Source organism: Thermomonospora echinospora, from assembly GCF_900108175.1.
Lineage (GTDB): Bacteria > Actinomycetota > Actinomycetes > Streptosporangiales > Streptosporangiaceae > Thermomonospora > Thermomonospora echinospora.
Map to the genome: position 1 here is coordinate 152,280 of NZ_FNVO01000006.1, position 21,740 is coordinate 174,019.

The following is a 21,740-nucleotide window of genomic DNA, read 5'->3' on the forward strand; positions in this document are numbered from 1 at the left end:
ATGTCGGACTGGCACGTCTACACCGGCAGCCGGAGGCCGCACGACGGCATCACCCGCCTTCCCGATCCGCCACCGTGGCGGACGTTCGACGGAGCGCCCGTGCTGCCCACGCCGACCGGGGACTCGGGCAACGGGCACGACGCGCGCAGCTACCATCCCAGCGAAGCGGCGGTCCGGCATGTCAACGCCGCCCTCTACCTGCGCCGACCGCTGCTGGTGACCGGCCCGCCGGGCACCGGCAAGTCGACTCTCGCCTATGCGGTGGCGCACGAACTCAAGCTCGGCCCGGTGCTGCACTGGCCGATGACCAGCCGGGTGACCCTGCGCGACGGCCTCTACCAGTACGACCCGCTGACCCGGCTGTACGCGGCCGGGCGGACGAAGGACCCGGGCGGATCCGACGACATCGGCGACTACATCCGGCTCGGCCCGCTCGGCACCGCGCTGCTGCCGTACCAGCGGCCGCGGGTGCTGCTCGTCGACGAGATCGACAAGAGCGACATCGACCTGCCCAACGATCTGCTGACCATCTTCGAGAAGGGCTCGTACGAGATCGTCGAGCTGGCCCGGCGGGCGGACCGCACCGCTCGGGTGATGACCGCCGACCGCACCACCGACCGGGTGGAGATCCGCGACGGGATGGTCACCTGCCACGCCTTCCCGCTGGTGATCATGACGAGCAATGGCGAACGGGAGTTCCCGCCGGCCTTCCTGCGCCGCTGCGTGAGCGTCGAGCTGAAACAGCCGGCCGGCGCCGAAGAGCTCGGCGCGATCGTCGCCGAGCATCTCGGCGGCGTGATCGGCGACGACGGCGGGCTGCCGGCACAGGCCCGGCGGCTCATCGAGCACTTCCTGGAGCGCCGCGACCGCGGTATGCTCGCCAACGACCAGTTGCTCAACGCCGTCTACCTGTGCCACCACGCCGTGCTGGACGAACGGCCGCAGGACCTCCTCGAACTGGCCGACCAGGTGATGCCCCACCTGAGCACGGAGACCACCCGCGATGACGGTTGAGCGCCTGCGCGACGTCCTCAACGCGATCGGGCCGCCCGTCACCGCGCGGGAGATCGCCGAAATGCTCTGGCTGGCCGCCCGGCTGCCGCCCGCCGGACCGCCGACCGGACCGCCGGCCGAGCCGTCCGCGGAACCGCCCGCCGAGCCGGCGGGCCACGGTCACCGGCCCGGCGGCCCGGCAGGACGTGCCGATCCCGATCCGGACGAACCCACCCCGGTCCCCGTGTCCGCCCCTGACCGGCTCGCCCTGCACACCCCGCCGGCCTCCGTGGAGGAGGGCACGGACGCCGGCGGCGTGCTCGTGCCGACGGCGCCGATGCTGCGCAATCCCCTGGCGATCCAGCGGGCTCTGCGGCCGCTCAAGCTCCGGGTCCCCTCCCACCGCCACCGGATCCTCGACGAGGAGGCCACCGCGGCCCGTGCCGCCGACCGGCCGCAGGCGCGCCCGTGGATTCCGGTCATGGCACCCTCGCCCGAGCGCTGGCTGAGCCTCGCGCTGGTCGTGGACACCGGCCCGGCAATGCGGGTCTGGCGGCCCCTCGTGCGGGAGCTGCACGAGGCGCTGGTGCGGGTCGGCGCGTTCCGGGACGTGCGGCTGCGGCTGTTCGCCGACCTCGGCGACACCGTCGGGGTACGGTCCTCCCCCCGGTCCCCGGCCGCCGCTCCGGCGTCGCTGGTCGACCCGGCGGGACGCCGGGTGGTGCTCGTGCTCAGCGACTGTTCCGGGCCGCACTGGTGGGACGGACGCGCCGGAGGGGCGCTGCACCTGTGGGCGACCCGCGGGCCGACGGCGATCCTGCAGCCTCTCCCCGAACGGCTGTGGCGCCGCACCGCCGCACCCGTCGTGCCCGGCCTAGCCACCGCGGTCCGACCGGGCGCGCCCAACACGACGTTGCGCTTCAGCCCATACGAGAGCAGGGAGCGCGTCCCGCCCGGGGCCGTCCGGGTGCCGGTGCTGGAGCTGTCGCCGGAGTGGCTGGCCGACTGGGCCCGCCTGGTGACCGCGACGGGCGGGGAGGGCAGGGCCACCGCGATCACCTATGTGGGCGGCCGCGTCCTCCCCCGGGCCGAGCCGGTCTCCGCCGAGCACGACCTGCCCGTCCGGGAGCAGGTGCTGCGTTTCCAGGAGGCGGCGTCTCCGGCCGCGGCCGAACTCGCCGCGCACCTCGCGGTGTCCGTGCCCGTACTGCCGGTGATGCGGCTCGTCCAGCAGCGCATCCTGCCCGGTTCGGGGCCGAGCGATCTGGCCGAGGTACTGCTGAGCGGCCTGCTGCGCCCCGTCGACGGTGAGCAGGGCGCCTACGACTTCGTGGACGGCGCGCGCACCGCGCTGCTGGAGACGCTGCCGCGCCCGGAGTCCCTGGCCACGGCCGAGGTACTCGCCGAGATCTCCGCGGAGGTCCAGGCCAGGGCGGGTTCGGCGGCCGAGACCTTCCGGGCGCTCATGCGGGTCGCCCAGGGCACCGGGGACCGCTCCCTGTCCTCGGCGGACCAGCCCTTCGCCCTGGTCGATGAGGAGGCGCTGCGCTTCCTCAACCACACCGCCATCCCTGTCATCGACGACCCGCCACGGTCGCCACAGGACGTCGCCGGTACCGCGGCGAAGGCGTCTCGGAGGGCTGAAGCGGACGATGCCGGCGCCGAGGACATCGCGGAACGGCCCGTCGCCCGGCCGCCCGATCCCGACCGGACGGCCGCAGATTCCCGGATCGGGGTGGGACACCTGCTGGCCAGCGGCGGCCGTGACCGCACGGTGCGCCTGTGGGACCCGACCACTGGCGACCCCGTCGGCGAACCGCTCACCGGCCACACCAGCTGGGTGTTCTCCGTGACCGCGTTCCGCGCTCCGGACGCGCGGACACTGCTGGCCAGCGGGGGGTACGACGGCACCATCCGCCTGTGGGACCCGACCACCGGCGACCCCGTCGGCGAACCGCTCACCGGCCACACCGGCACCGTCGCGGTGGTGACCTCGTTCCGCGCCGACCATGGCCGGGTACTGCTGGCCAGCGGCGGCCACGACCGCACGGTCCGGCTGTGGGACCCGGCCACCGGCGACCCCGTCGGCGAACCGCTCACCGGCCACACCGGATGGGTGCGCGCAGTGGCGGCCTTCCCCCACGACGGCCGGACCCTGCTGGCCAGCAGCGGCTACGACGGCACCATCCGCCTCTGGGACCCGACCACCGGCGACCAGATCGGTGGACCCCTCACCGGCCATGCAGGGGCCGTTACGGCGCTGGCGGCCTTCACCGACGCCGACCGGACTCTGCTGGCCAGCGCCGACGAGAACGGCACCATCCACTTCTGGGACCCGGCCACCGGTTTCCCCGTGCACACGACGTTGATCGGCCACATCGGCGCCGTGACCATGCTGACGGCGTTCATGGACTCCGGCCGGACCCTGCTGGCCAGCAGCGGCGGCGACGGTGTCATCCGCCTCTGGGACCCGGCCACCGGCGTTCAGGTCGGTGGACCCCTCACCGGCCATGCAGGGGCCGTTACGGCGCTGGCGGCCTTCACCAACGCCGACCGGGCCCTGCTGGCCAGCAGCGGTGACGACGGCACCATCCGCCTCTGGGACCCGGCCACCGGCGTTCAGGTCGGCGAGCCCATCACTGGCCACGCCAGTGAGGTGATGACGCTCGTGGCCTTCAGCCGTCCGGCGGGCGTCCTGCCTGGTGGCTCCCCGCATCGCTCCGACACGTACCGGGTGTCGAGTTTGTTGCTTGCACAGGCCCGGACCGTGCGGTTCCGGGGGCGCAAGGAGGAACTCGCCCTGCTGGAACGCTGGTGCGAGGAAGACGGGTCGACACGAATCGCCCTGGTCACCGGACCCGGCGGTCAGGGAAAGACCCGGCTCGCACTGGAACTGGCCGCGCTTTTGGAAACTCGCGGCTGGCTCGTCGAGTACCACGCCCCCGACGGCCGGACCCCGCTCCGCGGTCCCGGCCGCAAGCCCTGGCTGGTGATCCTCGACTACGCGGAGAGCCGTCCCGAACAGGCCATGGGCCTGGCGAACCGGATCGCCCGGCTGGATCCGGCCAGAGCCCGGCTCCTGCTGTTGGCCCGCACGCCCGGCCATTGGTGGGGTCGCCTCCAGGCACGTCATGGCCCGACTTCTTTGCATCTGCACCTGCCCGATCTGGAGAACGGCCTCGCCGGCCGGGAGAGGGCGTTCAGGGAGGCCCTCACCGATATGGCCGACGCGCTCGGCCTCGCCCCTCCTTCGCCGGTAAGGGCGGTGCCCGATCTCAGCGATCCCGCATACGGCAATGCGCTCGCCCTGCACACGGCCGCGCTGGAGACACTGCTGCCGGACGGTGACGTCAGGTCCGGCCTGCTGCAGGCGGAACGGGCGCACGCACGCGCCGGTGCCATGGCCGCCGGCCTCCTGGTGTCGGCGAGGGTGACGGACCGGCTCCTCGCACTCACCGCGCTGTGCACACCGGTGGATGAGAACGATGCGGTCTCGCTGCTGTCCGGCATGCCGGAACTTTCCGATCAGCCCATCGACACGGTGCGGACGGCGCACTGGCTGGCCGACCTCCATCCACCTTCGCCAGGGACGTTCTGGGGGTCGCCGACGCCCCCGCAACTGGTCCACGCGCTCATCGCCGCCGTCGTCCAGGACGATCCGGAGTTCATCCGGCGCCTCGACCGGCTCTCCCCGCCCGGCTATCACGGTGGCAGGCGCGCCATCGTGGTCCAGGCGGCACGGCACTACCCGCAGGTCGCCGAGGTGCTCGGCACGGACGGTCGCCGGCAGACGGCCGACGCGTGGCGGCGGCTGATGGAGGTGCCCGGCCTGACCTCGGTGAAGGAGTCCCTGCAGGAACATCTGACGAGCCTGTGGCAGGTACGGAACAGGAGCCCGGGTTCGCCCGGCCTGCGGCATTTCGCCTTCGTCGGCAACCCTGGAACGGGCAAGAGCATGACGGCACGCCTGCTCGGGGAGATCCTGCGGGAGTCGGGCCTGCTGCGCCGCGGCCATGTCGTGGAGGTCGCGGTAAGCGACCTGATCGAACCATTCGTGGGGCAGACCGTCGGCAGAACGAACGAGGTCGTCGATCGGGCGCTGGACGGCGTACTGTTCGTCGACGACGCCCACCGGTTGGCCGACATGCCCCCCTGGGGCGACGAAGCGTTGCGCACTCTGCTCACCCGGATGGAGAACGACCGCGGGCGCCTGGTGCTGATCTTCGCGGGGTCGCAGCGCGGGATGGAGGACTTCCTGGTCTCCCATCCCGGGCTCCGCAGCAGAGTCGCTGTCCTGCCCTTCCCGGACTATACGAGCAAGGAACTGACGGAGATAGCGTTCATCCGTTTGGCCGAACACGGCCTGCACGGCGATGCGGAGTTCCGTCCGGCCCTGGTGAGAGCCGTCGAAACGGTCTGCGGCGAGCGGGAACCGCATCTCATCAACGCCGGAGACATGCGGCGGCTGGCCGATGCGATCCTCATTCGGCGGTCCGCCCGCACCGAGGACGCCTCGGCACCACTTGAGGTCACGGACATCCCCGAGCAGTGGTTCGCCCCCGCTCCCCCGCCGCCTCGGCGGCCCGCCGCCGAACCACCGGTGAAGACCTGCCGCATCGCCGTGTGGGGGCCTCCCGGCAGTGGTAGGACGACCTTCCTGACCGCGCTCGGAGTCGCCGCCGTCCGCAGCGCCGACTGGCGGCTCATGGGGACCGATGCCGTGTCCAACGACCTGCTGACGACGCACCTCCATGAATTGACGACCCGCCGGCTCTTTCCCAGCGCACAGACAGCGGTCCGGGAGCACCACTACCTGCTTCGGGGAGTCCTGGAACTTCCGGTCCGCCGGCGACTGTGGCGCTCCCGGGAGCGGATCCCGATGGACATTCGTCTTGAATCGCTCGAACCGCCGGGCCTGTCGTACTCCCCGAACGCCCTGACATCGCGTGCGGACGACCTGGTCGACCGCTTGGCGGAGTGCGACGGAATCGTCTACCTCTTCGACCCCACCAGGGACGACCACGACGATTTCTCCCACTTCAACGCCGTGGTGACCGGGCTCATGCTGCACGTCGCAGCGGGCGGCTCCGCCGGCCACCGCCTACCGCACTCGCTGGCCGTCTGCACGACCAAGTTCGATGACCCGAGGGTCTTCCGCACCGCCGGCACGCGGGGGCATCTGGCCTTCGCCCTTGACCGGCACCCCTTCCCCTACGTTCCCGACGATCGGTCCGAGGACCTCTTCCTCGACCTGTGCCAGGTGTCGTCCGTACCGAGCGCCGGCCCGCTGGTCCAGACCATCCGCAGATGGTTCCACTCCGACAGGGTCCGCTATTTCACCACCTCGTCCATCGGCTTCCACCTCGACTCCTCGGCGCGCTTCGACGAGGCCGACTACCAGAACACGGTGGCCACCGAGAGCAGCGGGCTCGCAATCCGCGGTGACATCAATCCCCTGAACGTGCTGGAGCCGTTCATCTGGCTCGCGACACGAGCAGCCGCCTCGCCGAGGCCGTGAACGAGAGCGACCGGTGTCGCGCCGGTCTCGGGAACATGCCGCCCGCCGGCCTGTCCCGGCGGAGCACGGGCCGAACCGATTACAGCAGCCGGGGGCGGGTCAGTCGGGGGCGGAGACGCGGTGGGCGGTGAGTTGGGTGAGGACGGCCTGGTGGGCCTCCCAGCCGTCGGGGAACTTGACGGGGACGTTCAGGTGGATGGGGTCGGTGGAGGGGTAGGCGTCCAGCAGGTCGGTGATGCCCGCCCGCGCCACGACGATGCAGGCCTGGCGGTGGCGGGAGGTCAGCACGCACAGGCGGCCGGCCTCCAGGTGGAAGGCGGTGGCGTCGCGGCGGCCGGACAGGGGGTGGACGACGACGACCACCTCGAACTCGCGGCCCTGGAGGCGGTTGGCGGTGTCGACGGTGATGCCGGGGACGCCGAGAGCCGCCAGGGCGCGGCGGATCTGGTCGGCCTGGTCCCGGTGGGCCACGCCGATGGCGATGTCGCCGGGGCCGATGGGACGGCCGTCGGGGTGGCGTTCGCACACCGCGACAGCGCCTCGGGTCAGGAGGCGGGCGGCCAGGCCGGCGGCGGCCTCGGCGGCCTGGGGGTCGGTCCGCAACGTGTGGCGGGCGGGGAGTTCGTGCAGCGCCCAGCCCGCCCGGCGGGCCGTCTCCAGAGTGTCGTCCAGTGGGGAACGCAGCCCCCGGGTGGTGAACTCCAGGCGGCGCGTGCCCTCGGAGGTGCCCGCCTGGAAGCCGGTGAACGGGTAGAACGCCCGTGACACCAGCGGAGCCGCCGACGCCGGAAGGCGCCAGGAGACCGGGAGACGGTGGGTCGGCAGTTCCTCGTTGTGGGCCAGCAGGACGTCGATGGCGTTCAGGCGGGGGTCATAGGACAGCCCCGTCCAGCGGGCGGTCTCCACGACGGTGAACGGGTCGAGCTGACCGGGGTCGCCGACGAACAGGCCGCGGTCGAACAGGTGCGCCACCAGCAGCAGCGCGTCGGACCTCATCTGGTAGGCCTCGTCCACGATGGCCCAGCGGCGGTGGTGGTCGCGGACGCGGGCCCACTTGGCGGCGGTGCCGAGGACGATGCGGCACTCGCCCAGGCCGTCGATCCCGGTGTCGACGGCGACATTGGCCAGCCGGTTCACGCCGTCGGGCGGGGTGTAGGCCTCGGCGGACAGCCGGCCCAGGGGGACGTCGGGGAGTTCGGCGGCGAGGCGTTCGATGAGGTCGTCGACCTGATTGTTGGTCTGGGCGATGATCATCGTGGTCTCGCCCGACTCGGTGAGGGCGCGGGCGGCCCGCACCACCAGGGTGGTCTTGCCGGCGCCGGGCGGGGAGTCGACGACCACGCCGCGGTCGCCGTCGCCGGCGCGGGCCATGTCGGCCAGCACCGACTCGACGGCCTGCTGGGACGCCGCCGACGGGTCCTCGATCACTGCTCGGCTCCCTGGGGTTCTTCGGACCCCGGCGGCGGGCCGCCGTGCGTCCATGGGGTCTCCTCCGGGGCGGGGAAGTCCTGGCCGCCCCACTGCGGGGGGACCCTCGTGTAGCGGACGGTCTCGCCCGGCTCCGGGATGGGGACGGGTTTCTTGACGGTGCCCATGCCGGAGACGACGTCCAGCACCAGCAGGCACCCGGATTCGTCCTCGGCGATTTCGCGGATCCGCACGTTCTGCTTGGGCCGGTCAGGGCACACGTAGGCCTGGTCGTCGTCCACGCGGACCGGGTCCTCGGTGCGCACGGTCAGGCGGGGGCGCAGCACGGTGCGGCCCTTGGCGGTGACCTCGGTGCGGTCGGGTTCGCCGGCGACGACGGTGCCGCCGAACGCCTCCCCCGTGGTGCGCAGCTCGGCCAGGACGAACGGGTCGTCGACGGCCTGCTGAGCCTCGAAGCGGCTCTGGGCACGTTCCAGGGTGGCCAGCCGGGCGGCCGCGGCGACGGCGTGGTCATGGCGGGGCTGCGGAGGGCCGCCCTCGGCGATGCGGTCGACGTGCCGGGTGAAGCGGTCGCGGTCGGCCGCCCAGCGCTGCTCGCAGCCGGCCGCCTCGGGCAGCTCGCGCAGCCGCCGCAGCCCCTTCCACATCAGCCGCCAGGTCGGCATGAGCTGCGAGGTGACGGCCTCGCGGACCTTGGCCTCGGCGCGGGCCGCCGCCACCGGGTCGCCGGCGTCCACGGCGCGGTCGTAGCCCTGGACGGCGGGCTGCAGGACGAGGCCGTCGAAGTCGGGGTCGGTGGCGGGGCCGGCGGGCGGGAAGTCCAGCGGGTTCTCGGCGACCTGCGCCGCGGCGGCCCCGGTGGTCCCCTCGGGCGGGCAGATCCAGGCCAGCAGCATCGCCAGGTTGGCGTCCTCCAGATCGCTCTGGCCGGTCGCCCACTGGGCGGTGAGCAGGTCGGTGAGCGCGAGCGCCAGCGAGGACCCGGGATACTCGGCCCGGTCGGCGAAGAACGTCAGCCAGCGCCCCAGCAGCGGCACGTCGTCCTCGGTCTCCTGGAACCGGGTCAGCCGCCCCGTCAGGCCGAGGTGGTCCAGCGCGGGCCGGTTGGGCACGAGGATCTGCGGGGCGTCGGCGTACCGCAGCCGGGGCTCGCCGCCGCGCGGGACGACCTCCTCGGTCTCCCCCTGCCGGGCCGCGACGTAGCCGAGCACGACGTGCGCCAGGTCGGTGAAGAAGGCGTGCTGCAGGTCACGGTTGCGCGGCTGCGGCACGGTGAGCAGCACCGGCTCGTCCGGATCGGTGCCCACCGCGCAGCCCAGCGGGGCGGCGGCTTCGCCGGCGAGCTTGAGCGGGACGATGACCAGCGGCTCGTCCACCAGATGGTGGTGCCGGAACCTGCGCAGCGGCCGGGCGTACCCGGTACGCGCGGCGTGCATCTTCTCCAGCACGGTCAGCAGGCCGCTCATCCCAGGCCGCTCCGCAGCGTCTCGGCGTGCCGGAGCGCCCGTGCGATCTCGGCCTCGTCCTCGGCGGGCGCACGCGTTCCCTCGGCCAGGCCCAGCGCGGCACAGACGGTGTCGACGCCGCCGAGCATCCCGCCGACCGCGGGGCCGAACACGTCGAGGGAGTCGGCGCAGCGGGCCTCGTCGCGGCAGAATGCGGCCAGCTCGCAGTGCGCCCGGCAGCCCGGCCGGTAGCGGGCCGGGATCTGGTGGAGAGCGGCGGCCAGCTCGGCCGGGTCGCGGGTGGGGTCGCCGTCGTCGTCGGGGGCCAGGTCGAACGACACGCCCTCGGGCAGCGCGTCCAGCAGGGTCTCGACGCGGCTCATCCGGGCCAGTACCCGGCGGACGGCGGCGAGCTGCTTGCGCACGTCGATCAGCGACACGACCGGCCGGTTGGTGAAGTCGGCCGGGGTGACCAGCAGGACCTCGTGCGAGACGGTCTCGGGGTCCAGGCCGTGGTCGGCCAGCAGCTCCCGCAGTGCCAGCACGTACACGGCGGCCTGCCGGGCGGCGGCTGTTACCTGCTCGCCGTCCACCTGGCCGTCGATGACCGCGAACGACTTGATCTCCACCACGTGGAACCGGCCGCCGACCTGGAAGGCGACCAGGTCCGGCTCCAGGTAGGCGGTGCATCCGGCGACGCGCAGCCGCAGCATCGGGTGGTCGAACAGCGTCCCCGCGTCGTCGCCCTCGCGGGCGGCGCGCAGCAACTGGGCGGTGGTGTGGCGGGCGCGCAGCTCGCGGCCGGTGTTGTCGCCCACGTCCTCCAGCGGCAGGTAGGCGGCCTCCTCGATGGTCAGGCCCAGCTTCTCGCGCAGCAGTCGCAGCAGCTGCGCGGCGCCGTTGGCCTTGATCTGCTCCTCGAACACCCGGCCGCGGGCCAGCGCGAACGGGGACTGCCCGAAGCGGCCCGGGAAGCCGACGCGGGCGCCGATCCGGTCCTTGTCGGCTCCGGAGGCGTCCAGCAGGGCGCGGCGCGCACAGCCGGGGTTCTCGTTGAGACCGGCGATGGTGCGGGCGGAGAAGCCGACCGGTGACGTCCCGCCCCGCAGGGCGGCCAGCCGGGTGTTGAGTGAGTCCACGGTAGTGACCTAAGTGATTGTCGAGTCGGTACGGAAGTATGACGCGCGCATCTGTCAGCCCTGGGCCGTTTTCCCGGGGATCGCCCGTAGCTTTGTCCCGAACAGCCGTTCCGTCTCGTCGAGCCGGCGGCGGGCGCGGTCGGCGGCGGCGGCACGGGCCTGCCGGTCGGCGTCGAGGTGCACGGCGATCTCCGCCTCGGCCGCGCGGGTGAGCAGGCCGGGGTCGATCGGTCCGGTCCCGCGGGGGGTCGCCCCGGGGATGCTGACGGCGAAGCTGCGCAGTAGGCGTTCGGTGTCGGGCGTCTCGTGCAGCCCCCGCTGCGCGGCGTCCGCGACCGCGACCGCGGCTCTCAGGAAGTCCACCCGGGGGCTGAGCGGGCCGATGATCCTGTGCTCCAGCGGCCAGGAGCTCACCGTGACGAGGCCCCTGGCGGGTGCGAGCAGGTCGGAGGTCAGCGCCGGGCACAGGTAGTACGGCCGGGCGCCCGGGGACGAGCGGAACGAGCGCTCCTCGTCCCGCCGCAGGCTGGCCAGCCGGGAGGCGGGCAGTTCGCCGGGGAAGAACGCCCGGTGCACCGCCCCGATCAGCTTGGGCGCGGCCGGGACGCCGAGCAGGGTGAGGACCTGGTGCACATGCTCCCGCGCCGGCACCAGCGGCCCCGGCGGGCGGGCGGGCTCCGGCGCGGACGGCTGCTGCCGTTCGTCTCGTTCCAGGGCGTCGGCCAGCTCGTCCCAGGCCCGCTCGACCCTGCGCAGCTCGGCCCGCAACTCCTTGACCCGGGCCGAGTCCCGACGCCTCATGGCGGCGCGCACCGAACGGCGCAACCGCGCGATCCGGTCCTCCAGCGCCTCCAGATCGTCCTGCACGACCGAACGCTAACAGATCTCCAGGGTTTTCCAGAGTTCTCCAGAGACGGCGACTGGGGAACGGTTGCGGCGGCGTGCCCGATCAACGGGCTTTTAGAGTGGCGGCGTGTCCAATCACCGCATTCTCGTCGTGGAGGACGAGCCGGCCATCGCCGACGCGGTGGCCGAACGGCTGCGGGCGGAGGGCTTCGACGCCGTGATCGCCGCCGACGGGCCCGGCGCCATCGAGTCGTTCCGCAGGTGCCCGCCGGATCTGGTGGTCCTCGACGTCATGCTGCCCGGCATCGACGGGCTGGAGGTCTGCCGGCGGATCCAGGCCGAGCGGCCCGTGCCGGTGCTGATGCTCACCGCCCGCGGCGACGAGATCGACGAGCTGGTCGGGCTGGGCGTCGGCGCCGACGACTACCTCACCAAGCCGTTCAGCATGCGGGTGCTGGTGGCACGGGTGCGTGCGCTGCTGCGGCGGGTCGAGCGCCTGCGGGCCGAACCGTCCGGGGTGGTCCGGCTCGGCGGCCTGGAGGTGGACCCGGCGGCGCACCGGGTCCGTCGTGACGGGGCCGAGGTGCATCTGACGCCGACGGAGTTCGAGCTGCTGGCGTTCCTGGCGGGCGCTCCCGGCACCGTGTTCTCCCGCGCGCAGCTCCTGGAACGGATCTGGGACTGGGCAGACGGTTCCGGGACGCGCACGGTCGACAGTCATGTGAAGGCGTTGCGCCGCAAACTCGGCGCCGGGGTCATCCGGACCGTGCACGGCGTCGGGTACGCGCTGGAGGTGCCGCGGTGATCCCTCGTCCGCTCGATCCGCTCCGTTCGATCAAGCTCAAGCTGGGCCTGCTGGTGGTGGCCAGCACCTGCGTCACCGCCCTGGTCCTCAAGGAGGCGCTGGAGACGGGCATCCGGGGGCGGCACGCCTTCCCGTTCGCCGTGCTGCTCTCCCTCGTGGTCACCCAGGTCCTGGCCCACGGCATGACGTCGCCGCTGCGCGATATGACCGCGGTGGCCCGGGAGATGGCGCGGGGGCGTTACGACCGGCGGGTACGGGCGAGTTCCCGCGACGAGGTCGGCGACCTCGCCCGCGCCTTCAACGCCATGGCCGATGATCTGGCCGAGGTGGACCGGCGGCGACGCGACTTCATCGCCAACGTCTCCCACGAGCTGCGGACGCCGATCAGCGCCCTGCACGCCCAGCTGGAGAACATCGCCGACGGGGTGACGCCGGTCCGGCGGGAGACGCTGCAGGTCGCGCTGGACCAGACCGAGCGGCTCGGGCGCCTGGTCGCACAGCTGCTCGACCTGTCCCGCGTGGACGGGGGCGGTGAGCCATTGCACCGCTCCCCGTTCGCCGTCCGGCCGTTCCTGTCGGACGCGGTGGACCAGGCGCGGACCGCGCACCCTCAGGTCCGTTTCACCGTCGAGGCCCCGCCCGGCCTGACCGTACGGGCCGACCGGGACCGGCTGCACCAGGTCGTGGCCAACCTGCTGGACAACGCCGCCCGGCACGGCCGGGGCACCGTCACGGTCACCGCGCGGGCCTCACGCGCCGGTCTGGTCCTGGAGGTCGCCGACGACGGGCCGGGCATCCCGCCGGGTGAACGGGACCGGGTGTTCGAGCGTTTCTCCCGCGGCGACCACGGCTCCGACGGCGGCACCGGCCTTGGTTTGGCGATCGCCCGCTGGGCGGTGGACCTGCACGGCGGGCGCATCGAGGTGGTCGACGCGGCGCGCGGCTGCCGGATCCGGGCGCTCATCCCGGCCACGGGCTGACCGGCGGCACCCACCGCCCCGACCGGAACGCCCACCCCGGGCACGAGCCGCCTCGCCGGCACCGGCGGGGCGGCCTCGCCCCGCAACCCTCGCCCCCGCCGCGACCCTCGTCCCGGACGCGGACCGGCCTTCACAGGCTCTTCACACAACCCGCACCCGGCCCCCGCCATCGGCGAACGGCCGGGCGGTATCCAAGTCATGGAACGACCTGGAGGAGCCCATGCAGGTAAAAATGATCTTGCCCGCGCTGACCGAGGCCACGTCCCCGTTCTTCCGCCCGATCAAGTACTCGCTGTTCCCGCCGCTCGGGCTGGCCACCCTGGCGGGCTATCTGGACCCCGGCGACGAGGTGACCATCACCGACGAGCACGTGCAGCGGGTGGACACCTCCGACGAACCCGACCTGGTGGTGATCCAGGTCTACATCACCTCCGCGCGCCGGGCGTACGAGCTGGCCGACCACTACCGGGCCAAGGGCGCCCACGTCTGCCTGGGCGGCCTGCACGTAACCTCGCTGCCGGAGGAGGCCGCCCAGCACGCCGACACGATCTTCTGCGGGCCGGGCGAGGACACCTGGCCGCGTTTCCTGGCCGACCTGCGCGCCGGGCAGCCGGCGCCCCGGTACGACTCCACCGAACGCACCCTGGCCGGGCTGCCCCCGATCCGCCGTGACCTGATCGAGCGGCACCGGTATCTGGTGCCGAACTCGATCGTGGTCTCGCGCGGCTGCCCGCACGTGTGCGACTTCTGCTACAAGGAGGCGTTCTTCGAGGGCGGCAAGTCGTTCTACACCCAGACCGTGGACGCGGCGCTGGCCGAGATCGACCGGCTGCCCGGGCGTCACCTGTACTTCCTGGACGACCACCTGTTCGGCAACGCCCGCTTCGCCACCGCCCTGTTCGACGGGATGCGCGGGATGGGACGGCTGTGGCAGGCGGCCGGAACGGTGCAGGCGGTGCTGCGTCCCGGGCTGCTGGAGAAGGCCGTCGAGTCCGGGCTGCGCAGCCTGTTCGTCGGCTTCGAGACGGTCAACGCCGGCAACCTCGCCGAGCAGCGCAAGTGGCAGAACATCGACCGGGACTACGGCGCGGTGATCCGGCGGCTGCACGACCACGGGGTGATGGTCAACGGCAGCTTCGTCTTCGGCATGGACCACGACGACCCGAGCGTGTTCGACCGCACCGTCGAGTGGGCGATCGGCCACGGCGTGGAGACCGCGACCTTCCACATCCTCACGCCCTACCCCGGCACCCGGCTCTACGACCGGATGGCCAAGGCCGGCCGGCTCCTGCACTCCGACTGGGACCGCTACGACACCCGTACCGTCGTCTTCAAGCCCGCCCGGATGACCGCCCGCCAGCTTGAAGACGGCTACTGGCGCGCCTACCGCGACTTCTACCGCTGGGGCTCGATCCTGCGCGGTGCCGCCACCAAACCCACCCTGGCGGGCAAAGCCCGCCACGCCGCCTACGCGGGCGGCTGGAAGAAGTTCGAACCCGCCTGGGATCTCATCATCCGGGCCAGACAGGCCACCCGCGCCCTGCCCGTCCTGGAAACGGTCCTCGCCGGCGGCCTCCGCTCCCGAAGGCCGGACACCTCAGGTCGGCTCCTGCCGTCCGTCGCGACGGCGGATACGGAACGGCGTCAGCCGGAGCGGGCCTGAGGCGCCCGGGCCGCGGTGGTCGTGGTCAGGTGCCGGGTGTAGCTGATACCGGCGCGCTTGGCGATGTCGAGGCGGAACCTACCGCAGGACCGGCCCGCCTCGTCCCCCACGACGCCGCCCGCAGCGTGCCCGGTCTCAGCGCCCCGGCTCGGCCGTCACCTCGGTCGCTCGCCCATGACCGAGCAGCAGAGAGCGGTCTCGGCGGTGGCCTCGGTCCGGTGGCTCAGTGAGATCTCCGGCGGAGCAGGAATACCGCCGCCACGCCCGTCCCGGTCAATGCTTGGGCGAGCAGGTAGGAGCCGAGGTCGGGGGGCTGGGCGCCCAGGGCCATCAAGGCGGGTGCGCAGCCGAGTGCGGCCAGGTCAGCGCCGGTCAGGGCCCAGAGGACCGGACCGGTGAACATGACGCCGAAGGGGGTGGGGATGGGCGGAAGCGAATGGTCCACCGGGCCACGCCGTGCCATCCGCAGGGCGCCGACGGCCAGAGCGGGTGCGGCCACCAGGCCGAACAGCCACCACGGGCCGGCGCTCAGGGCTCCGGTTGCGACGAGCCCGGTCAGCGCGAGGGCGAGCCAGCCGCCGCCTGCCAGCGCGGGCAGCAGCGCGCGTGCCGCCAATGCGGGCCGGGCGCCGATGCCGGACAGCCGCGCCAGGCTCGGGTCGTTCCTGTCGCGGCGCACCCCCGCCGTGCAGGCCGCGGCGGTGATGAGCGCTCCGGCGGCCAGCACGGTCAGGACGACCGGGGTGAGACCGCCCCCGGCCCGTGCGGCCAGGGCGGGCAGTGCGGCACTCGCCAGCAGCAGCGCCGAGCGGCCCGGACGCCGGGCCGCTCGGCGCCAGTCGGGCCAGGCCGGCGCCAGCGGGGCGGGGAGCCGCCGCGGCAGCGGCCGTGATCGCAGGCGGCGACGGCGCCAGTGCTCGTCCTCGGCGATCCAGGTCAGCGTGCCGGGGTCCAGCAGGACCGTCGCGGTGACCACCTGCCCGGTACGCGTGGAGGCGGCCAGGATGCTGCGCGCGGGGACGCGTTCGAGCGCCGCCCACGCCAGCCGCACCAGCACGGCGGTCGCGGTGGCCGCCACGACCGCGACGGCCGAGCCCACGCAGGCGGGCGCCCCGGCGACGGCGGACAGCAGCGGCCGCCACGGACCGCCGCCCAGCACCGCCGCGAGCACGGCCAGCACCACCACGGCGATGATCATTGCCAGCAGCCATGTGTCCCAGGACTGGGAGGCCTGCGCCAGCACCGCCACCGCCATCCCGCCGGTGGTCGCCGAGATCCCCAGCACGCCCGCGGTGAGCAGCCGCACCATGAACGGGTCGGGGGCGCCGAGGGCGGACAGCAGCCCCACGCCCAGGGCCAGCCCGGTCAGCAGCGCGACCGCGAGCAGGATCCCGACCGTCTTCCTGAGCACCCCGCGACGGGGCAGCGGCGAGAGCAGCAGCCATGCCGCGTCGGCGGCCGAGACGGCGACGGGACCGAACGTGCGGGCCAGCACGAGGTAGCCCGCGTAGGCCAGTGCGGCCAGGGCGACGCCCGCGCCCATCCGGGACGGATCGACCTGTCTCGTGAGGCCGGCCAGTACCTCGTCCAGCGCCGGGGCCAGCAGCACCAGCGCCACGGCGATCCCGAACGCGGTGCAGTACCGATCCGTCCAGGTCTTCATGAGGTCTGCAACGTCAGCCGACGGGCGCGGGTGGACTCCGCGAGTTGCAGGTCGTGCGTTGCCATCACCACTGTGCCGCCTTCCTCCGCGTACTCGCACAGGCTCGCCGCCAGCCGCTCCCGGAACGCCGGGTCGAGCCCGCGTTCGGGCTCGTCCAGCAGCAGCAACCGGCTCGGCCGGATCAGCGCCATGGCCAGCAACAGCCGCTGTCGCTGACCCGTCGACAGCGCCAGCGGCGCCCTGTCACCCTGCCCGGCCAGGCCGAACGTCTCCAGCGCCGCGTCGACCCCCATCCGCGCCGCGCCGTGCACCGCGGGCATCAGCTCCAGATGCTCGCGCACCGTCAGCCCCGGATACCACGCCGGCTCGTCTCCCACGAGAGCGACGTCGCGCCAGAACCCCGGCTCGTCCGCCGGAGGCCGGGCGAAGACGACGACCTGTCCCGACACCCCGGGCTGAAGCCCCGCCAGGCACCGCAGCAACGTCGACTTGCCCGCCCCGTTCTCCCCGACCACGGCCACGATGTCGCCCCGGTCCACCCGAAGCCCCACGCCGGCAAAAACCCGGCCGCCACCCAGCTCGACCCCTACATCCCGGGCGTCAACGACCATTTCCGCCATTCTCCGACCCTACGACGCGGCCGCCGTCAATGGGGGCGGAACGGCGGCCGGTCGGCGGGACGCGCGGGGATCAGCAGGTGTTGAGCATGGCGGTGAGGGCGGACTTCTCGGCGGAGTCGACCGAGAGGTTCCAGTACCACTTCACCTGGATCCAGGCTCGGGCGTAGGTGCAGCGGAAGGAGGCCAGCGGGGGCTGCCACTCGGCCGGGTCCTTGTCGCCCTTGGCCTGGTTGACGTTGTCGGTGACGGCCCACAGTTCGGGACCGCCGAGGTCGTTGGCGTAGGACTGGCGCTGGGAGGTCGTCCAGGCGTAAGCGCCGGACGACCAGGCCTCGGCCAGCGGGACCATGTGGTCGATGTCGACGTCGGAGGCGGCGCGCCAGGTGGCGCCGTCGTACGGGGAGTACCAGGAGCCGGAGGTCGCGGCGCAACCGGAGTCGGTGACCACGCCGGAGCCGTCGCGCTTGAGAACGGTCTCGCGGGTGTTGCAGGTGCCGGAGATGGTGATCCAGTGCGGGAACAGGTCGCGGTTGTAGGAGGAGTGGTTGGACTCGGCCCGTACGGTCAGGGCGGCCAGGCGGGAGGCGGCGGTCGAGGCGGACGGGATGTTCGGGGGCGTCGCGGACGCCGCGGGGGCCAGGACGATGGTGAGGACCACGGCCAGGGCGCCTGCGGACAGCAGTCGTCGCATCGGCGGGGAACCCTTCTGCCGCCACCCCGGTCAGGGAAGCGGGGGCCCTGAGCGGGCCGGGAGGGCGACAGATCGAAGATCACCCCACACAGTGACATAAGGAATAAATCGGTCTTAACTGATGCGAATCAGCAACAATCGCCCGGGTGCCACGGCTCGGCTCATTGGTCGCGCCGGTGGACGGCGATGATGGCGAGCGCGGCTGCGGCCAGGGTCCACACCGCGTAGACGGTCCAGGCTCCGCCGGTCGTCCAGGGGAAGCGGGTCGGGGCGGGGTCGACCGTCACCAGCCGGAGCCACGCCTGGAAGGGCAGGGCGTGGCCGACGACCGCCGACCAGTGGCGGCCGTCGGTGATGATCGTGGGCAGCACGATGACGACCAGCGCCGAGGCGACCATGGTCGGCGCGGTCTGCCGGATGACGGTGCCCAGCGCCAGGCCGGCGAGCGCGCACACCGGCGCCAGGAGGGTGGAGGCGAGGACGACGCGCAGGGCGCCCGGGTGACCGATGGAGACGCCCACGCCCCGGCTGCCCAGGATCGCCTGGGTCAGACCGAAGGAGATGCCCACGACGAACGCGCCGAAAACGGTCGTGAACACCGTGAGGACGACCGCCTTGGCCGCCATCACCGAACGGCGGGCCGGGACGGCCGCGAACGTCGTGCGGATGCCGCCGGTGGCGTACTCGCCGATGATCATGAGGGCGCCGAGGACGCCGAGGGCGAGCGCCATGATGGCGGCGGCGTTGATGGTGAAGGCCTCCTGCAGCGGGATCCCGTCGCGGACGAAGGCGGCCCGGTCGGCGGCGCCCTGTTCCCTCCAGTGGTTGTAGGTGTCGTAGGCGGTGCCCACGTTGATCGCGATGACGGTCAGCGCGGTGACTCCGTAGGCGATCCAGGTCGAGCGCAGCGACCGGAGCTTGATCCACTCGGCGGCGGCCAGGTCGCGGAAGCGGGCACGGGGCTCGGTGACGCGGAGCTCACCGGCGAGTTGAGCGGTCATCGGGACCCTCCTGCGAGGTACTGGGCGCTGTCGGCGGTGAGTTCCATGAACGCCTCCTCCAGCGAGGCGGATCGGGTGTCGAGGTGGCGCAGCGGGATGCGGTGCTCCAGGGCGATCTCACCGATTCGGGCCGCGGTCAGGCCGGTCACGGTGAGCAGTTCGCCCTCCGCGCGCACGGCCGCTCCCTCGGCCGTCAGCAGGTCCGCGAGGACGACGGCGGCGGGCGTTCCCACGGTGACGTTCTGCCGGGTGCCGCGCGCCGAGAACTCCGCGAGGCTCTCGGCCGCGATCAGCTCACCGCGGCCGATGACGATCAACTGGTCGGCGGTGTGCTCCATCTCCGACATCAGATGGCTGGAGACGAACACGGTGCGCCCCTCGTCGGCCAGCCGCCGGAACAGGTCGCGCACCCACTTCACGCCACCGGGGTCCAGGCCGTTGAGCGGTTCGTCGAACAGCAGCACCGGCGGGTCGCCGAGCAGGGCGGCGGCGATGCCCAGCCGCTGCTTCATGCCGAGGGAGAATCCGCCGATGCGGCGCCGGGCCACCTCGGCGAGACCGACCTCCCGCAGCACCTCCCCCACCCGGCTCCGCGGGATGCGGTTGCTTCGGGCCAGCGCGAACAGATGCGCCGCCGCCGTACGCCCGCCGTGCACGTCGTGCGCGTCGAGCAGCGAGCCGACATGACGCAGACCGCGAGGACGGTCCCGGAAGGGACGGCCGTCGACGGTGACCGTGCCGCCGGTGGGCTCGTGCAGGCCGAGGATCAGCCGCAGGGTGGTGCTCTTACCGGCGCCGTTCGGCCCGAGGAACCCGGTCACCTGGCCGGGGCGCACGGTGAAGGTCAGGTCCTTGACGGCCGTCGTGCCGCCGTAGCGCTTGGTGAGTCCGCTGACTTCAATCATGGGCCAACGGTGCCGGTGGGCGGCCCCGTTCGTCGTCGGACCACCGCCGACAATCGCCGGGCGCGGGTGTCGACCCCGGTTGTACAGCCTCAGGCCGACGACCGGTCTGCGGACACGTGGTTACGATCGCGGCATGTCCGCTTCACCGCCCCTGCTCAAACGGATACCGCCGGGCCTATGGGCGGCGCTGGCGTGGTTCACGGCGGCGGTGGAGCCCATCGTCCAGTACGTCCTGATGCCGCCGCGGCACCGTTACTCGCTCGACTATCCCCGTGACGGCCTGGACTCCTTCACGGCCAAGGCACTGCTCGCCTGCGCCTTTGTGATGGTCCTGGCCGGCAGCGCACTGCTGCGCCGCAGGACGCTGCCGGCCTACGGCCTGCTGGTGGCCGGCACGGTCGTCTCAACGCTGGCCTGGCGCCAGGACGAGATCCCGCCCCTGCAGTTCCTGGGAGTGGATGTCGCCCTCTGCTACGTCGCGGCCACCCGGCCCCGGCGCGACTCGCTCGCCGCAGCCGCCGGGGCGCTCGGGGTGCTCGCCGGTTGTTTCGTCCTCAGAGAGGTCACGGGGTACGGCTCGGGCACCGCCCCGGAGCCGTACGTGTCCCTGACCGTGGTCATCGCCTGGCTCATCGGCAACTCGGTGGCCCAGGCCCGCGTCCACACCGAGGAACTGCACGCCCAGGCCGCCGCCCAGGCCGTCACCGCCGAGCGGCTGCGCATCGCCCGCGAGATGCACGACACGGTCGCCCACAGCATCGGCATCATCGCCCTACAGGCCGGCGCCGCCGCCCGGGTCATGGAAACCCAGCCGGCCCGGGCCCGCGAGGCCATGCTCACCGTGGAGAGAACGGGCCGTGAGACGCTGTCCGGGCTGCGGCGGATGCTCGGCGCGCTGCGCGAGGCCGACCAGGACGGGCGGCGAACGCCTCCGCACCCGACCACCGGCCTGGCGGACGTGGCACGGCTCGCCGCGACGACCACGGCCGCCGGTGTCCGCGTGGAGGTGCACTGGGAGGGCAGGCACCGTCCGCTGCCTCCGGACATCGACCTGGCGGCCTTCCGGATCGTCCAGGAGTCGGTGACCAATGTCGTACGGCACTCGGGTGCCGGCTCCTGCCGCGTGAGCATCGGCCACCGCGAGGACGCGCTCGTCATCGAGGTCCGCGACCACGGAAGGGGCGGCGGCACCGGCACGGACACCGGATACGGGCTGGCCGGTATGCGCGAGCGGGTCGCACTCCTGCACGGCGACTTCACCGCAGGCCCGCAGCCCCAGGGCGGCTTCCTGGTCACGGCCCGGCTCCCCCTGCCGGAAGCGGCGGCGCCTGAGCCGGAAGCGAAGGCCGGGGCCCGATGACCGTCCGCGTCGTACTCGCCGACGACCAGCCCCTCGTCCGCGCCGCCCTGCAGATGGTCATCACCGACGCCGCCGACGTGGAGGTCGTGGGCGAGGCCGGCAACGGCGCCGAAGCGGTCCGGCTGACCGAGGAACTCGCCCCCGACGTCGTGGTGATGGACCTCCGGATGCCCGGCATGGACGGTATCGAGGCCACCCGGCGGATCACCACGGGCACCGGCGCCACGCGCGTCGTCGTCCTGACGACCTTCGATGACGACGACCACGTCTACGGGGCGCTGCGCGCCGGGGCGTCCGGCTTCCTCGTCAAGGACATGGCCCTGGAGGACATCCTCGCCGCGGTGCGGATCGTCGCCGCCGGGGACGCCCTGCTCGCCCCCGGCGTCACCCGCCGGCTCATCAAGGACTTCGCCGGCCGCCCCGCACCGGCGCCGGCGCGACGGGCCCGGCTCGACGCCGTCACCGACCGGGAACGCGAGGTGCTGACCCTGGTCGGCAGGGGTCTGTCCAACGCCGAGATCGCCGGGGAGCTGTGCATCAGCGTCGCCACCGCCAAGACCTACCTGACCCGGCTGCTCGCCAAGCTCGATGCCCGCGACCGGGTACAACTGGTGATCATCGCCTACGAGACGGGCCTGGTGGCACCGCCCCAGTGAGCCGTCACCGCACCACGCGCCCGCCGG

Annotated in this window: 16 protein-coding genes; 7 read left to right on the plus strand and 9 right to left on the minus strand. The window is 73.0% G+C overall.

Annotated elements, in window-relative coordinates:
• Entirely contained in the window at positions 1-1,014 is a 1,014-nt protein-coding gene (locus tag C4U03_RS16420) for an AAA family ATPase (protein WP_103938654.1), read from the plus strand.
• On the plus strand, positions 1,004-6,511 hold the full coding sequence (locus tag C4U03_RS16425) for an SAV_2336 N-terminal domain-related protein (protein WP_103938655.1): 5,508 nt from the start codon (positions 1,004-1,006) through the stop codon (positions 6,509-6,511). Before C4U03_RS16420 ends, C4U03_RS16425 begins: the two co-directional genes overlap by 11 nt.
• Positions 6,512-6,610: 99 nt before the next feature.
• Here C4U03_RS16425 and C4U03_RS42505 read toward each other — a convergent pair whose 3' ends face one another.
• From C4U03_RS42505 to C4U03_RS16445, 4 genes are read right to left on the minus strand one after another with little or no spacing between them, the layout of a single operon-like run.
• Positions 6,611-7,939, minus strand: coding sequence for an AAA domain-containing protein (locus C4U03_RS42505; protein ID WP_268817508.1), 1,329 nt, complete (start codon positions 7,937-7,939; stop codon positions 6,611-6,613).
• A complete protein-coding gene (locus tag C4U03_RS16435; protein WP_103938657.1) occupies positions 7,936-9,405 on the minus strand; it encodes a hypothetical protein in 1,470 nt (489 codons plus the stop codon). The genes C4U03_RS42505 and C4U03_RS16435 overlap by 4 nt, the downstream gene beginning before the upstream one ends.
• Positions 9,402-10,523 carry a hypothetical protein gene (locus tag C4U03_RS16440; protein WP_103938658.1) on the minus strand — a complete coding sequence of 374 codons (1,122 nt, stop codon included), beginning with the start codon at positions 10,521-10,523 and terminating at the stop codon, positions 9,402-9,404. Before C4U03_RS16440 ends, C4U03_RS16435 begins: the two co-directional genes overlap by 4 nt.
• A 54-nt stretch (positions 10,524-10,577) precedes the next feature.
• Positions 10,578-11,390 carry a hypothetical protein gene (locus C4U03_RS16445; RefSeq protein WP_103938659.1) on the minus strand — a complete coding sequence of 271 codons (813 nt, stop codon included), beginning with the start codon at positions 11,388-11,390 and terminating at the stop codon, positions 10,578-10,580.
• A 106-nt stretch (positions 11,391-11,496) separates the two neighbouring features.
• On the opposite strand from C4U03_RS16445, the gene C4U03_RS16450 reads away from it, so the two are divergent.
• The 3 genes from C4U03_RS16450 (at position 11,497) to C4U03_RS16460 (ending at position 14,817) form a co-directional block, all read left to right on the plus strand.
• The gene (locus tag C4U03_RS16450) at positions 11,497-12,174 is read left to right on the plus strand and encodes a response regulator transcription factor (RefSeq protein WP_103938660.1); all 678 of its coding nucleotides are present in this window, start codon (positions 11,497-11,499) and stop codon (positions 12,172-12,174) included.
• On the plus strand, positions 12,171-13,154 hold the full coding sequence (locus tag C4U03_RS16455) for a sensor histidine kinase (RefSeq protein WP_103938661.1): 984 nt from the start codon (positions 12,171-12,173) through the stop codon (positions 13,152-13,154). Before C4U03_RS16450 ends, C4U03_RS16455 begins: the two co-directional genes overlap by 4 nt.
• Positions 13,155-13,374: 220 nt before the next feature.
• Positions 13,375-14,817: a B12-binding domain-containing radical SAM protein gene (locus tag C4U03_RS16460; RefSeq protein WP_103938662.1), complete on the plus strand. Its 1,443-nt coding sequence runs from the start codon at positions 13,375-13,377 to the stop codon at positions 14,815-14,817.
• Between the two features lie 223 nt (positions 14,818-15,040).
• On the opposite strand, the gene C4U03_RS16465 is transcribed toward C4U03_RS16460, so the two are convergent.
• The 5 genes from C4U03_RS16465 to C4U03_RS16485 form a co-directional block, all read right to left on the minus strand.
• Positions 15,041-16,480, minus strand: coding sequence for a DUF6297 family protein (locus C4U03_RS16465; RefSeq protein WP_103938663.1), 1,440 nt, complete (start codon positions 16,478-16,480; stop codon positions 15,041-15,043).
• Complete coding sequence (locus tag C4U03_RS16470; protein ID WP_235017910.1) at positions 16,477-17,031, minus strand: ABC transporter ATP-binding protein; 555 nt, start codon at positions 17,029-17,031, stop codon at positions 16,477-16,479. The genes C4U03_RS16465 and C4U03_RS16470 overlap by 4 nt, the downstream gene beginning before the upstream one ends.
• A 139-nt stretch (positions 17,032-17,170) precedes the next feature.
• Positions 17,171-17,791 carry an HNH endonuclease family protein gene (locus tag C4U03_RS16475; RefSeq protein ID WP_103938665.1) on the minus strand — a complete coding sequence of 207 codons (621 nt, stop codon included), beginning with the start codon at positions 17,789-17,791 and terminating at the stop codon, positions 17,171-17,173.
• Between the two features lie 161 nt (positions 17,792-17,952).
• A complete protein-coding gene (locus C4U03_RS16480) occupies positions 17,953-18,792 on the minus strand; it encodes an ABC transporter permease (RefSeq protein ID WP_103938666.1) in 840 nt (279 codons plus the stop codon).
• A complete protein-coding gene (locus C4U03_RS16485) occupies positions 18,789-19,697 on the minus strand; it encodes an ABC transporter ATP-binding protein (RefSeq protein ID WP_103938667.1) in 909 nt (302 codons plus the stop codon). Before C4U03_RS16485 ends, C4U03_RS16480 begins: the two co-directional genes overlap by 4 nt.
• Before the next feature lie 133 nt (positions 19,698-19,830).
• Between C4U03_RS16485 and C4U03_RS16490 the strand changes: the two genes are divergently transcribed.
• Positions 19,831-21,057, plus strand: coding sequence for a sensor histidine kinase (locus C4U03_RS16490; protein ID WP_103938668.1), 1,227 nt, complete (start codon positions 19,831-19,833; stop codon positions 21,055-21,057).
• Positions 21,054-21,713, plus strand: a complete 660-nt coding sequence (locus C4U03_RS16495) for a response regulator (protein WP_103938669.1) — start codon at positions 21,054-21,056, stop codon at positions 21,711-21,713. The genes C4U03_RS16490 and C4U03_RS16495 overlap by 4 nt, the downstream gene beginning before the upstream one ends.
• Positions 21,714-21,740: the final 27 nt, after the last annotated feature.